The sequence below is a fragment of the Chryseobacterium sp. BGARF1 genome (genome assembly GCF_001677955.1).
In the GTDB taxonomy this organism is placed as follows: Bacteria; Bacteroidota; Bacteroidia; order Flavobacteriales; family Weeksellaceae; genus Chryseobacterium.
In genome coordinates this window covers 39183-52915 of the sequence record NZ_LELA01000020.1, presented here as the reverse complement: position 1 = coordinate 52915, position 13733 = coordinate 39183, and the positions used below count along the sequence as shown (strand labels likewise).

12 protein-coding genes are annotated in these 13733 nt (G+C 34.8%); 9 read left to right on the top strand and 3 right to left on the bottom strand.

The window, feature by feature from the left end:
- Nucleotides 1-22: 22 nt before the first annotated feature.
- The 3 genes from fahA to AB671_RS03925 all read left to right on the top strand — a co-directional run bounded on the left by fahA (nt 23) and on the right by AB671_RS03925 (nt 2719).
- The gene (gene fahA / locus AB671_RS03935; RefSeq protein WP_066676991.1) at nt 23-1270 is read left to right on the top strand and encodes a fumarylacetoacetase; all 1248 of its coding nucleotides are present in this window, start codon (nt 23-25) and stop codon (nt 1268-1270) included.
- Between the two features lie 122 nt (nt 1271-1392).
- Nucleotides 1393-1803 carry a GxxExxY protein gene (locus AB671_RS03930; protein WP_066676992.1) on the top strand — a complete coding sequence of 137 codons (411 nt, stop codon included), beginning with the start codon at nt 1393-1395 and terminating at the stop codon, nt 1801-1803.
- A 94-nt stretch (nt 1804-1897) separates the two neighbouring features.
- Entirely contained in the window at nt 1898-2719 is an 822-nt protein-coding gene (locus AB671_RS03925) for a flavin reductase family protein (protein WP_066676993.1), read from the top strand.
- Between the two features lie 68 nt (nt 2720-2787).
- Here the strand turns inward: AB671_RS03925 and AB671_RS03920 are convergent, their stop codons facing one another.
- Both AB671_RS03920 and AB671_RS03915 read right to left on the bottom strand, forming a co-directional pair.
- Nucleotides 2788-2997 (bottom strand): bacteriocin-like protein, encoded by a 210-nt coding sequence (locus AB671_RS03920; RefSeq protein ID WP_066676995.1) that lies wholly within the window; start codon nt 2995-2997, stop codon nt 2788-2790.
- Nucleotides 2998-3077: 80 nt separating this feature from the next.
- On the bottom strand, nt 3078-3917 hold the full coding sequence (locus tag AB671_RS03915; RefSeq protein ID WP_066676997.1) for an alpha/beta hydrolase family protein: 840 nt from the start codon (nt 3915-3917) through the stop codon (nt 3078-3080).
- A 65-nt stretch (nt 3918-3982) separates the two neighbouring features.
- On the opposite strand from AB671_RS03915, the gene AB671_RS03910 reads away from it, so the two are divergent.
- The 5 genes from AB671_RS03910 to AB671_RS03890 all read left to right on the top strand — a co-directional run bounded on the left by AB671_RS03910 (nt 3983) and on the right by AB671_RS03890 (nt 9506).
- The gene (locus AB671_RS03910) at nt 3983-5239 is read left to right on the top strand and encodes a DUF4886 domain-containing protein (protein ID WP_066677003.1); all 1257 of its coding nucleotides are present in this window, start codon (nt 3983-3985) and stop codon (nt 5237-5239) included.
- Between the two features lie 15 nt (nt 5240-5254).
- Nucleotides 5255-6028 (top strand): HipA family kinase, encoded by a 774-nt coding sequence (locus tag AB671_RS03905; protein WP_066677005.1) that lies wholly within the window; start codon nt 5255-5257, stop codon nt 6026-6028.
- The gene (locus tag AB671_RS03900) at nt 6015-6398 is read left to right on the top strand and encodes a DUF3037 domain-containing protein (RefSeq protein ID WP_066677009.1); all 384 of its coding nucleotides are present in this window, start codon (nt 6015-6017) and stop codon (nt 6396-6398) included. Before AB671_RS03905 ends, AB671_RS03900 begins: the two co-directional genes overlap by 14 nt.
- A 19-nt stretch (nt 6399-6417) precedes the next feature.
- Nucleotides 6418-7440: an alpha/beta hydrolase gene (locus AB671_RS03895; protein ID WP_066677011.1), complete on the top strand. Its 1023-nt coding sequence runs from the start codon at nt 6418-6420 to the stop codon at nt 7438-7440.
- Nucleotides 7441-7664: 224 nt separating this feature from the next.
- Nucleotides 7665-9506: a carbon starvation protein A gene (locus AB671_RS03890; protein ID WP_185114079.1), complete on the top strand. Its 1842-nt coding sequence runs from the start codon at nt 7665-7667 to the stop codon at nt 9504-9506.
- Nucleotides 9507-9832: 326 nt separating this feature from the next.
- Here AB671_RS03890 and AB671_RS03885 read toward each other — a convergent pair whose 3' ends face one another.
- The gene (locus tag AB671_RS03885) at nt 9833-12166 is read right to left on the bottom strand and encodes an ATP-dependent helicase (RefSeq protein ID WP_066677013.1); all 2334 of its coding nucleotides are present in this window, start codon (nt 12164-12166) and stop codon (nt 9833-9835) included.
- A 214-nt stretch (nt 12167-12380) separates the two neighbouring features.
- On the opposite strand from AB671_RS03885, the gene AB671_RS03880 reads away from it, so the two are divergent.
- On the top strand, nt 12381-13694 hold the full coding sequence (locus tag AB671_RS03880; RefSeq protein ID WP_066677017.1) for a M16 family metallopeptidase: 1314 nt from the start codon (nt 12381-12383) through the stop codon (nt 13692-13694).
- The last annotated feature ends 39 nt before the right edge of the window (nt 13695-13733 follow it).

The window sequence follows — 13733 nt, the reverse complement described above, 5'->3', positions numbered from 1 at the left end:
TCTAAATTAAATTACAAAAATTATGAAATCATTTGTAGAATATTCATCTAATTCAGACTTTTCCATTCATAACATTCCTTTCGGAGTAGCGGTTTTCGATAAAGAATTCATAGGATGCGCCACAAGAATCGGAGATCAGATTATTGATCTTGCAACTTTGTACGATCTTGGATTTTTTGAAGGAATTAAAGATCTTGATGATAATATTTTTGAAGCTTATACTTTAAATGAATTTATCGAGCTTGGAAAACCTGTTACCAATGCGGTACGTCTTAAAATACAGGAATTATTGCTTGAGGGTTCTATTTTATCTAAGGATGAAAAAACAATCGAAGAAGCATTTTACGATATAGATCAGGTAAAAATGATGATGCCTATTCACATTCCAAATTACACTGATTTCTACAGCAGCATCGAGCACGCAACCAATGTTGGGAAAATGTTCAGAGATCCTGAAAATGCACTACTTCCAAACTGGAAACATTTACCGGTAGGCTATCACGGAAGAGCTTCATCAATTGTAGTTTCAGGAACTGAAATTAACCGTCCAAAAGGTCAGATGAAACCAGCAGATGCAGACAAGCCGGTTTTCGGACCTTGCAAACAATTGGATTTTGAATTGGAAATGGCATTTATTGTCAACAAAAACACCGAAATGGGAGAAAGCATCTCTACAAAAGATGCCGAAGACGCTATTTTCGGAATGGTCGTTTTCAACGACTGGTCTGCAAGAGATATCCAATCTTGGGAATATGTTCCTTTGGGACCATTTTTGGCAAAAAATTTCGGTTCATCAGTTTCTCCATGGGTTGTAACTCTGGAAGCTTTAGATCCATTCAAAACTACTTCTCCAACACAAGATCCTGAAGTTTTAGATTATTTAAAATTTGAAGGAGACAAAAATTACGATATCAATTTAGAAGTTTATTTACAGCCTGAAAATGGTGAAGAAAACCTAATTTCTGAAAGCAATTACAAACACATGTACTGGAACATGACGCAACAATTGGCTCATCACACGGTAAATGGTTGTAACGTTGAAGTTGGTGATCTATATGCAAGTGGAACTATTTCAGGAAGTGATCCTAAATCTTTCGGTTCTATGCTAGAATTAACTTGGAGAGGGCAAAACCCAATTCAACTAAGCAATGGGCAGGAAAGAAAATTCATCGACGATAACGACACTGTAACGATGAAAGCTTGGGCTGAAAAAGACGGTGTAAGAGTTGGTTTTGGTGAGGTTGCTGGTAAAATTATTCCTACTAAATAAACGAAGTTAAACACTTAAAATTTTAAAACATTAGTCACAGAGAAGTTTTATAATATCTTGCATATTATAGATCACATAAGTTTAAAAATCAAAGATTTTTAATAATTTCATGCAATACTGATATGGAACTAACAAAGAAATATATCAACGAGCTTACTTACAAAATAATAGGAGCTTGCATTGAAGTTCATAAAATTGTTGGTCCCGGTTTATATGAAGATGTTTATCATAAATGTTTAGAAAGAGAATTTGATTTGCTAGGACTAAAATACAGAAGTGAACTAGAAATTCCTTTAACATATAAAGAGCGTCATATTGACTGTAAAGTAAAATGTGATTTTCTAATTGAAGATATTATCATTTTAGAGATTAAATCTGTCGAAGAAATCCATAAAATTCACAAAGCTCAAACAATGAATTACATGAATCTCTTGAAAGTTCCAAAATCTATATTAGTAAATTTTAATGTGTATAATTTATATCACGAAGGTACTGAAACCTTTGTAAGTAAACATTTTGAAATACTCCCATAATGAAAATCTTTGATTTTCAAACTCATGTGTTCTAAAATATTTTCAATTAAACTAAAAACTCATGTGCCTTATGTGTCAAATCAATTTTATCTAAATGAAAACAGTAATCCCATCCGAAATAACTCCCGTACAACTACAAACGATAATGCAGACTGCCGTTTCGCCACGTCCAATCGCATTGGCTTCTACGGTTGATAAAAATGGAGAGATCAATTTATCGCCGTTCAGTTTCTTTAATATGTTCAGTACCGTTCCTCCAATCTTGATTTTTTCACCTTCGAGAAGAGTTCGTGACAATACGACAAAGCATACTTTAGAAAATGTTTTAGAAACTTCTGAAGTAGTGATTGGAACCGTTAATTTTCCAATTGTACAGCAGATTTCTTTGGCTTCGACAGAATATGGTGACGGAGTGAACGAATTTATCAAGTCTGGTTTAACCATGAAAGATGCTGATTTGGTTAAACCTAAATTAATTGAAGAATGTCCTGTTAATTTTGAATGTAAAGTTTTAGAAGTAAAACCTTTAGGCGATCAAGGAGGCGCTGGAAATTTAGTAATTTGTGAAGTTCAGAAAATTCATATCAGAGAAGAATATCTGAATGAAGAAGGAAATCTGGATCAGAAAAAACTGGATATGGTCGCTAGACTTGGTGGAAACTGGTATTCTAGAAATAACGAGAATAATCTTTTTGAAGTTCCAAAACCTTTAGTAACGAAAGGAATTGGTTTTGATTTACTTCCAAATGCTATAAAACTCAGCAAAGTCTTTACAGGAAATGACTTAGGAATGTTGGCCAACGTAGAAGTTTTACCTTCTGAAAGTTGTCATAATGACGAAAACATTCACCTGGAAGCTCAGAAATTATTATTGGATAGTAAAATTGAAGAAGCCTGGAAAATTCTAGTTAAGTAAATTTCAAGTTGAAATTAAAATAAAAAGGAGTGAAAATTTTCACTCCTTTTTATTTTTAAATCGAATATTTAATAACAACATTGGCTACGTCCATCAGAACCAGTAACTATTGTACCAAAGTCAGGAGCAAAGCATGATGGAGCAAGACACCTGTCACCTCCATCACTAAAATAATATTTATAACAACCTGTTGCAACACATCCTTTTGATTCCAAGCCTCCTCCAGAAATATTTTTCTGAGCTTCTCTGCTTAATTTTTTTAAGTTTGATTTTTTCATAAAAACTTTTATTTAATGGCATTAATGTTTCACTAAAGTATGAAAATTAATAGCACCAAAAATAATATTTAACAATAAAATCAAATATTTTGCTTGATAAATTCAATCGACTTTTCAACAACCTCGTTCAATCCTTTTGGTAGCGCATCATCTTCCCAAGGTTCTTTAGCTCCAAAAGTGTGATTTTCATTTTCAACGAGATACAATTCTGAAGTTGGATTTAGAATATGAAGATGTTCTGCATTTTTCACATTTACGCTTTCGTCTGAAGTACCATGAATAATTAAAACCTGAGCTTTTGCCATTTCCATTGAGCGTTCTACATCAAAACGATATTCATCATTTTTAAAGTTTTCAAAAAACTGAAAATAATGAGGCATTTGCTGTTTTGTCCTTCCATTTTCAACATAATAAACTCCATTCTCTTTCCATTTTTCAAAGTTTTCTTTTGTAGGAAATCTCTCTAAAGTATCTACGCTTGCTAAAGTGATCAGGACGTTAATTCTTTCGTCTTCATAGGTTTTAATAATAGAGGTCCCTCCTCCTCGACTGTGACCGATCAAAACAACTTTTTGCTTATCGACTTTTGAATCTTTGATAAAATGATCGATAACACATCCTAAATCCGACAATTCTTTTGAATAATTGTTATTTCCAAAAGCTTCCAAATCAGCAAAATTTTCAGGGTTTTCAACGGTAGTTCCATTATGCGAAAAATTAAATTTAACAAAGAAAAAGCCTGCTTCTGCAAACTTTTCTGCCATTATATTCCAAGCACCCCAATCTTTGTAGCCTTTATATCCATGAACGAAAATAACCAACGGCAGTTTCTCATTGGTTTCAGGATAAAATACATCAGCAAGGAAATCTTTGGTTTCTGGATTTTTAAGAACGATGTTGATCTCTTTTATTAATTTCATAAAATATTAATTATTGCATACCAAAATTACAGTTACATTTGTAATATTCACTCTAATTTAAATATATGAAAAAAACTTTACTCTTTTTATTTTTAATTTCCTTTTCATTCACAATTGCGCAGACCACAAAAAAAGTCTTTTTTGTAGGGAACAGCTACACGTACACCAACGATCTACCCGAATTGGTTAAACTCATTGCAGTTTCTACCGGAGATGTATTAAATTACCAAACCCATGCAATGGGAGGAGCTACGCTAAAGCAACACGCACAGAACCAATCAGTAACCTCAGTCATCAACCAAGGGAATTGGGACTATGTTGTGCTGCAGGAACAGAGTCAAATTCCATCGTTTCCCAATAATTATATACAGTCTGAAATGCATCCTTACGCAAAACAGCTTGCAGATCTAACCAAAGCTTCGAATGCTTGTGGCAATCCTATATTTTTTATGACTTGGGGTTACAAAACCGGTGATGCTACAAATTGTGCGAATGGAAACACACCAGTTTGTACTTACGAAGGCATGGACAACCTTATCTACAACCGATATATGGATATGGCACAAATCAATGAGAGCCTCGTTTCTCCGGTTGGAAAAGTATGGAGAACGATAAGACAGCAGCAACCTTCTATGGATTTATATTCAAGCGATGGCTCACATCCCAGCTATTTGGGTTCTATGGCTGCTGCTTATACTTTCTACACTATTTTGTTTAAAAAAAATCCTGAATTAGCAACTTTTAATGGGAATTTAACTGCTACAGAATCACAGGTTATAAAAAGTATCGTCAAAAGCACAGTCTATGACAATCTTGATATGTGGCTAATTGGAGCAAATGATGTCGCCAGTAGATTTAATTATCAGACAACTGGTACGTCTGCCATTCAGTTTACAAACCAAACACAAAATGCCACCACTTTTGCATGGACTTTCGGAGATGGAAATACCTCTACTTTAGAAAATCCTTCTCATACATATCTTGCTACAGGAAACTATCAGGTAACCCTCACGACCAATGCGTGTGGAAGAAATTCTACTAAAACAAAAACAGTTTCTGTTAGTAATTTGGGAACTCAGGAAGAAAAAATTAATCAGGTTCAAATCTATCCTAATCCTGCTCACAGTTTTATCAACATTATTACTGATCAAAAACTGTCTATTGCTTCCTTATCAGATGCTTCAGGACGTATTCTCAAACATGATCTCAATAAAACAGAAAATGGCTATAATATTCCTCTTAATCATGTAACCACCGGAACTTATTTTTTGAAATATAAGATCGGAGAAAAAGAATACACTAAAAAGATTATCAAAAAATAGTCTTAGTTTTGCATCATGTTGGATTTAAGAACAGTTACCGTACAACGCTATATACTTCCGCTTCGTGAAGGAGGATCACTTCCTGCTTTGGCAGAAGCTGATGATGATTTTAAATATGTGTTGAAATTTCGTGGAGCCGGTCATGGTGTAAAAATGTTGATCTCAGAACTTTTGGGAGGGAAAATTACTGAAGCTTTAGGTTTACCAATTCCGGAGCTGGTTTTTGCTAATCTTGATGTAGATTTTGGGAGAACAGAAGCCGATGAGGAAATTCAGGATCTATTAAAAAATTCTGAAGGCTTAAATTTAGGACTTCACTATCTTTCAGAATCGATTGCGTTCGATTCGAGTGTGAAAGTAGATTCGCTTTTAGCTTCAAAAATCGTTTGGCTGGATGCATTTATTACCAATATAGACCGTACTTTCAAGAATACCAATCTTTTGATGTGGCATAAAGAATTGTGGATCATTGATAATGGTGCTTCTTTTTATTTTCATCATTCATGGCAGAATTTTGATACCGCTGCAAAAACACCTTTCAAATATGTGAAAGATCATGTTTTGCTTCCACAAGCAACAAAATTAGATGAAGCAGACCAATTTGCACATTCAGTTTTAAATGAAACACTGTTCAGAGAGATCGTTAATACAATTCCACAAGATTGGCTGCATTGGAATGATGCCGAAGAAAATCCTGATGAAATTCGTGAAGTGTATTTCAACTTTTTGAAGACCCGATTAGAAAATTCTCAAATCTTTGTAAACGAAGCCAAAAATGCAAGAGGATAAAATATACGAATACGCCGTAATACGTTTGGTACCCAAGGTTGAAAGAGAAGAATTTTTCAATATTGGATTGGTGATGTTTTCAAAAAGAGAAAAATTTATCAAAGTAGAATTTCACCTCTGTCCTGATAAATTTAAACTGATGCGCAGCAAGCTCGATCATGATGATATCATTAAAAATCTGGAGAGTTTTAAAAATATTGCTGAAGGGAAAAAAGAAGGCGGCCCGATTGCTTTACTCGAAATTCCAGATAGATTCCGTTGGCTGACAGCTGTAAGAAGCGCGGTTGTACAGACATCAAGACCACATCCAGGAAAATCGAAAGATCTAGACCAAACTTTTGGTAAACTTTTTGAAGAGTTGGTAAAGTAGCAAACCAAAGCAATATCTTATGAGAGCACTCCACTCAAACACAAAAAATAATAGGTTTTTAAGGAACCTATTTTTTTTATTCTTACTGACGATTTCCACTTTTGGATTTTCACAAAAACAGAAAAGTACGCTCCTTTTTGAGAACGCCAATGTATCCGAAAATATTGTTTACAAAACCGATGAAACGGGTAAAGATATTCAGCTAGATATTTACCGCCCGAAAAATACAGAAAATAAAAAACTTCCTGTTGTGATGTACGTTCACGGCGGAGCTTGGGTTGAAGGTGATAAAGTAATTACTGCAAATAATTACGTTGAAAGCACCATTTTACAACTTTTAGAAAAAAACTATGTTGTGATCAGTATTAATTATCGTTTAGTTACCGAAAACATTCATTTTCCGGCACCGATCCAGGACACAAAAGATGCGGTAAGATGGGTTCGTAAAAATGCAGATAAATACAATCTTGATGAAAATAATATTGGAATGTGGGGCGTTTCAGCAGGTGCACATCTTTCGCTTTTAAGCGCTTATACTCAGGATAAAGATTTTGTGGGAGATTCAGAACTTTCAAAATATTCGGCAAAAGTAAATTATGTCGTTGATAATTTTGGGCCAACTGATATGAACAGGCTTCTTCACACCCGTGCTCCAAAACCACTTTTATTGACCGTAGGCTTAATTTCAAAAAAGATTATTGATATCAGAAGTAAACTGATCAAAGGAATAACTGGTCTAGACGGTAAAGAAAACAAAAGAGAAGTAGTAGAATTTTGTAAAACAATTTCTCCTCTAAATTATACTCAAAATACGGTTCCAACTTTAATTTTGCATGGCAACAAAGATAAAATTGCACCTATAAGACATTCTAAAAGACTCAACAAAATGTTGAAGAAAGAGAAAACAATTCATAAATTTATTATTGTAAAAAAAGGAAATCACGGGTTTTCCACAACAGAAAAAGCTTATCAGGAGGAACTTAACAATGCAATGGTCGACTTTATTTTATCTCAGGAAAAAGCCAATTCCGTCAATCATTAGAAAATTAATATCATAATATAGTTTTTCAAAAAGAAGCAATAAACAACACTTTAAAAATCAAATCATTAAACTAAAAATAGAAATATATCACTCATTATTTCGCTAAGTTGATATACATATTGACAAATTTTATACAGAAAATAATTAACTTGGTCAAATGCTTAAATTATTCATAATAAAAAAGCAAAAACATTAATTATTTACTCACATAAAAGAAAAACAACATGGAATTTCTAAATGGAATTAATGCACTGACCTTGGTATTCACCTCACTGCTTATCTTTGCGATTGCTTACCGTTTTTACGGAATTTATTTAGCCAATAAAGTGCTCCGTTTAAATGACAAAAATACAACTCCCGCCGTAGAATTTGCCGACGGAAAAGATTATGTTGCGACCAATAAAAATGTTCTTTTCGGACATCACTTTGCGGCTATTGCAGCTGCAGGACCATTGGTAGGCCCGGTTTTAGCAGCTCAGTTCGGATATCTTCCGGGAGCGATCTGGATCTTAATTGGCTGTGTTTTAGGAGGTGGAGTTCACGATATGGTGGTACTTTTTGCATCCGTAAGACACAAAGGACAAAGTTTGGCAACCATTGCATCCAAAGAGATCGGAAAAACCACGGGAACGGTTGCCGGTTTTGCTATTTTATTCATTTTAATTTTAACACTTGCCGGACTTTCTTTAGCCTGTATTAATGCAATGCACGAAGCATCATGGTCATTATTTACTGTGGTCATCACGATGCCGATCGCGATCATTATGGGATTGATCATGCGTTACAGAAAAAACTCGGTAACTTTTGCAAGTATTTTGGGCGGTGTTCTTTTAATTGCCGGAATTATTGGTGGACATAATTTAATGCAGAATGAAACGATGAACAATATGTTCACATGGGATATCACAACCATTTCTATTGCAATCCCATTATACGGATTTTTGGCTTCTGTATTGCCGGTTTGGTTGCTTTTGGTTCCAAGAGATTATCTTTCAACGTATTTAAAAATCGGAACGATTATCATGTTGGCTATTGGAGTAATTGTTATTCACCCAACCATTCAAATGCCGGCTTTAACTGAATTTATTAACGGAGGAGGTCCCGTAATTGGCGGCCCTGTTTTACCTTTTATCTTTATTGTAATTGCATGTGGAGCGATTTCAGGTTTCCATGCGGTAATTGCAACAGGAACAACTCCAAAAATGCTGAACAGAGAAAAAGAAATTTTATTTGTGGGGTACGGAGCGATGCTTGTAGAAGGTTTTGTTGCATTAATGGCATTGATTGCTGCTTGTACTTTGATGCCCGGAGATTATTTTGCCATCAACACACCAAAAGATACCTATGACGCTTTTTTAGCAACACATCCTAGTTTACACGGTGTTGATATTGATTATTTTTCAGAAAGAATAGGAATTGATCTTCATGGAAGAACCGGAGGTGCTGTTTCTTTGGCAGTCGGAATGGCTCATATTTTCAACAAAATTCCTTACATGGATCAGTTGATGGCATACTGGTACAATTTTGCAATTATGTTTGAGGCGGTATTTATTTTAACCGCAATTGATGCCGGAACCAGGGTTGGAAGATTTTTCTTACAGGAAATGTTGGGTTCTGTTATTCCTAAATTTAATGATAAAAACTGGACTCCCGGAATTATCATCAGTAGTTTATTGTTCACATTTGCTTGGGGATATCTGGTTTTTACCGGAAACGTAAGCAGCATTTGGCCACTTTTCGGGATTAGTAATCAGTTGCTCGCAGCATGCGGTTTGATAGTCTGTACCACAATGCTCATCAGATTAAATCGAGGAAAATATGCGCTTTGTTCTGCAATTCCCGGAGTTTTCATGGCGATTATTACATTTTGGGCTGGTTATATTCAGGTAATGGATATTTATATTCCAAAACAACAATATTTATTGGCAACACTGGCGGTTGTAGCAATGGTGTTAATGCTTGTGGTTTTTGTTGGTGCCTTCAGAAAATGGTATCAACTATTGCAAGTTAAAACTTCACATACCGATTTCTATGGCGAGACGGTGAAGGAACTGGTGGAAAGATAATCTGATAATATTCTTTTGTCTTGAAACAAAAGAATCAAAAATTCAAGACTTAAAAACTCCGTCTAAAATTTCAAAGAATTTCCTAAAATTTCCAAAAACTCGGGCGGAAACAGATATTAGTTATCAATCCTAAATTATTACCGCCACTCAAACAGTGGAAATTTTTAAACGGTAATTCTTTAAAATTTCTTAACGCCTCCGTTTTCTATGTCATTATTAATCAAAAAAAACAACAGAAGGCACAATACTTATTGTGCCTTCTTTATTTCATTAAAAACAGATTTTCGTTGTTATTAAATTTCCATTTTGCTTTCTAAACTGTAGATCTAAATCTTTGTCAGTTTAGCATATTTTAAAATCAAATTCTTTTCACCTTCGTGTAAGAAAACTACTTTCGCTTTGATATTTTGTGGATCTGTTCCATCTAAGAAAGCGACTTCACCAATTCCGAAACGGTCGTGTCTTACTTTGTCCCCAACCTCAATATCTTGCGAAGATGCTCCACTCGGGTTGATGATTCTTGCTGTCGCTACAGGTTTTAATTTTCTTGGCTCGGCAATCGGTTTATCCTTTTCAGTTTTAGAGATGGTTTTCTTTTCTATTTTTCTAAAGCTCTTCATTTCTGAAGGATGCTCGTCAAAAATATTAGAAGTAACCCCTGAATTGTTGATAAATCTCTTTTCGAGAGCAGGATTTAAAAATTCGATATATTCTTCATCTACTTCACTTAAAAATCGTGAAGGTTCGGCATCAGTAATTTTTCCCCATTGAAAACGGGAAGTTGCATAAGAGAAAAACACCTGTTTTTCAGCTCTCGTTAAAGCAACATAAAACAAACGTCTTTCTTCTTCCAGATCTTCACGGGTTGCCGAGCTCATAAAGCTTGGGAAAAGATTTTCTTCTAATCCTACTAAATGCACCACCGGAAATTCAAGACCTTTTGAAAGGTGAATCGTCATTAAAGAGACCATATCTTCCTCGTCATCTTTTCTTTGCGTGTCTGCAGAAAGAGCAATATTTTCAAGGAAATTAGGCAAACTAGGATCTCCATCTTCTATCTGCATCTGTTCTTCAATGAAACCCTGCATCGAGTTCATTAATTCCTGAACGTTTTCTACACGCGAAATTCCTTCCGGAGTCTGGTCGTCTTTTAAAAACTTAATCAAACCGCTTCGCTTTGCCACTTCCATCGCAACGCTGTACGCCGTTTCTGTTTTAAGCAAAACCTGAAACGCTTTGATCATCGACCAGAAATCGCTCAGTTTGGTTAAAACTCCATTATTAAATTTCAATTGCGGAGCATAAATCCCCAAATTGTCTAAAACTTTTGACACCGGAAGATTTTGTGAATCTGCAAAAACAATTAATTTATTCTGAGTCGTCTCACCAATCCCTCTTGTCGGATAATTAATGATTCTCATCAACGCTTCAGAATCATTTTCATTCACCAAAAGACGAAGATATCCGATTAAATCTTTCACTTCTTTTCTTTGGTAAAAAGACAAACCTCCATACACTTTATACGGAATATTTTTACGTCTCAAAGAGTCTTCAAACGCTCGTGTCTGAGAATTGGTACGGTATAAAATAGCGAAATCGCTGAATTTTCTCTGTTCTCTGTTTCTCAGCTCCCAAATATTTCCGGCTACGAAATTGGCTTCATCAGCATCGGAAAGTGAGCGGTACACTTTAATTTTTTCCCCTTCTTCGTTTTCACTGAAAACATTTTTCTTGAACTGCTGAAGGTTTTTCGCAATGACAACATTTGCTGCATTAACGATATTTTGCGTTGAACGGTAATTCTGTTCCAAAGAAACAGTCACCGCATCAGGGTAATCTTTTTTGAAATTTAAAATATTGTAAATATTCGCACCACGGAAAGAGTAAATCGACTGTGCATCGTCTCCTACCACACAAATGTTTTCGAATTTTGAAGCCAAGGCTTTCACAATCAAATACTGAGAGTGATTCGTATCTTGGTACTCATCTACCAAAATATATCTGAATCTGTCCTGATATTTTGCTAAAACTTCAGGAAACCTTGTTAAAAGTTCATTGGTCTTCAACAACAAATCATCAAAATCCATCGAACCGTTTTTGAAGCAGGCTTCTACATATTTTTCATAAATTTTTCCGATGAATTTCATGTTGGCTTTTTCGTCAGCTTCCATTAATTCTGGATTATTATAATATGCTTTTACGGTAATCAGGTTATTTTTATAATTTGAAATTCTAGACTGAACTTTTTTAGGCTTATACAGATCAGCATCAATATTCATGTCTTTCAACACTTTTCTGATCACATTCAAAGCATCTTGCTGATCATAAATTGTAAAATTGGAAGGATAGCCCAAATAATGTGCTTCACTTCTCAGAATTCTTGCAAAAACAGAGTGAAAAGTTCCCATCCAAAGGCTTCTCGCATTGCTCTGGCCTACCACTTTTGCAATACGTTCTTTCATTTCTTTAGCCGCTTTATTGGTAAAAGTTAAAGACAAAATATTGAAAGGGTCTATTCCATTGGTAATCAAATGTGCAATACGCATTGTTAGCACACGTGTTTTTCCGGAACCCGCTCCTGCAAGTACCATCAAGGGGCCTTGTAAAGTGGTAACGGCTTCAAATTGTGATTCATTCAGTCCTTTCAAATAATCCTCCATGCTGCAAAAAATTTTGGATGACAAAATTAGTGTATTATGAGGACAATTCAAATTTGTATTTAATTTCCATTAATAAAGAGAAACTGAATGAAGTTTTAGAACGAAAATCAGATGCTATAAATTCAGTCATCATTTAAAATTCTTAAAAAAACATTAAAAACCTTGTAACAATCCATTCAAATAAAACACTAATTGACAAAACAATTTCTATTTTATGAAAAAACGACTTCTTAGTGTTGCTGCTGCTGCCTTTTTTGGAGCGATGCTGAATGCACAACAAATCAAATTTGAAGAGTATGATTTACCAAACGGTTTACATGTAATTTTGCATCAGGATAATTCTGCACCAGTTGTAACAACAGGGATTATGTATCATGTGGGAGCAAAAGATGAGGTAGTTGGAAGAACAGGTTTTGCACACTTTTTTGAGCACCTTCTATTTGAAGGAACGCCTAATATTAAGAGAGGGGAATGGTTTAAAATCGTTTCTTCAAACGGTGGACAAAACAACGCAAACACAACAAACGACAGAACATATTACTACGAAACTTTCCCATCAAACAACGAGCAATTAGGTCTTTGGATGGAGTCTGAAAGACTTCGTCATGCAGAGATCAACCAAATTGGTGTAGATACACAAAGAGAAGTTGTAAAAGAAGAAAAGAGAATGAGAATGGATAACCAGCCTTATGGAAATCTTTTCACCAACGTACAGAAAAATCTTTTCACCAAGCATCCATATACATGGTCTACGATTGGATCTATGGACGATTTGAACTCTGCTAAATTAGATGAGTTTAAAGCTTTCTACAAGAAATATTATGTTCCAAACAATGCAACTTTAGTTGTAGCAGGAGATATTAAACCTGAACAGACTAAAAAATGGATTCAGGAATATTACGGAGCAATTCCTAAAGGAACAGTTTATCCTAAAGATTTCCCGAAAGACGAGCCTATCACCAAAGAAAAAGAAGTAACAGCATACGACCCAAACATTCAGCTTCCTGCTTATGTTTTTGCATACAGAACGCCGGGTAACAAAGAAAAAGATGCTTACATTTTAGATATGCTTTCGTCTTATTTAAGCAACGGAAAGTCCTCAGTTTTATATAAAAAATTAGTAGATCAGGAGAAAAAAGCGCTTCAGGTAGCAGCTTTCAACCAAGGTCTTGAAGATTACGGTATTTTCGCATTCTTTGCAATCCCGATGGGAGCAACAACGAAGCAGACCTTGCAAACAGATATCGATGCGGAGATTAAAAAACTTCAGACGACTTTGATATCTGATGAAGATTATCAAAAACTTCAGAATCAGTATGAAAATCAATTTGTAAATGCTAACTCAAGTATTGAAGGAATTGCAGCTTCATTAGCTACAAACCACGTATTAATGGGAGATACTAACCTAATCAATAAGGAAATCGAAATTTACAAATCGATTACTAAGCAGGACTTACAGAATGCGGCGAAAAAGTATTTGAATTCTAACCAAAGAATCATCCTTAACTACTTACCTGAAAAAAAGTAATCGTATAAAAAACTCCGTGTTTTAAAATATGATTATAAA

What these genes read in the sequence shown, in the direction of transcription:
- AB671_RS03925 (WP_066676993.1), top strand. Translation starts at nt 1,898, where the DNA reads ATGAAAACAGTAATCCCATCCGAAATAACTCCCGTACAACTACAAACG.
- fahA (WP_066676991.1), top strand. Translation starts at nt 23, where the DNA reads ATGAAATCATTTGTAGAATATTCATCTAATTCAGACTTTTCCATTCAT.
- AB671_RS03910 (WP_066677003.1), top strand. Translation starts at nt 3,983, where the DNA reads ATGAAAAAAACTTTACTCTTTTTATTTTTAATTTCCTTTTCATTCACA.
- AB671_RS03915 (WP_066676997.1), bottom strand. Translation starts at nt 3,917, where the DNA reads ATGAAATTAATAAAAGAGATCAACATCGTTCTTAAAAATCCAGAAACC.
- AB671_RS03900 (WP_066677009.1), top strand. Translation starts at nt 6,015, where the DNA reads ATGCAAGAGGATAAAATATACGAATACGCCGTAATACGTTTGGTACCC.
- AB671_RS03895 (WP_066677011.1), top strand. Translation starts at nt 6,418, where the DNA reads ATGAGAGCACTCCACTCAAACACAAAAAATAATAGGTTTTTAAGGAAC.
- AB671_RS03885 (WP_066677013.1), bottom strand. Translation starts at nt 12,166, where the DNA reads ATGGAGGATTATTTGAAAGGACTGAATGAATCACAATTTGAAGCCGTT.
- AB671_RS03890 (WP_185114079.1), top strand. Translation starts at nt 7,665, where the DNA reads ATGGAATTTCTAAATGGAATTAATGCACTGACCTTGGTATTCACCTCA.
- AB671_RS03880 (WP_066677017.1), top strand. Translation starts at nt 12,381, where the DNA reads ATGAAAAAACGACTTCTTAGTGTTGCTGCTGCTGCCTTTTTTGGAGCG.
- AB671_RS03930 (WP_066676992.1), top strand. Translation starts at nt 1,393, where the DNA reads ATGGAACTAACAAAGAAATATATCAACGAGCTTACTTACAAAATAATA.
- AB671_RS03905 (WP_066677005.1), top strand. Translation starts at nt 5,255, where the DNA reads ATGTTGGATTTAAGAACAGTTACCGTACAACGCTATATACTTCCGCTT.
- AB671_RS03920 (WP_066676995.1), bottom strand. Translation starts at nt 2,997, where the DNA reads ATGAAAAAATCAAACTTAAAAAAATTAAGCAGAGAAGCTCAGAAAAAT.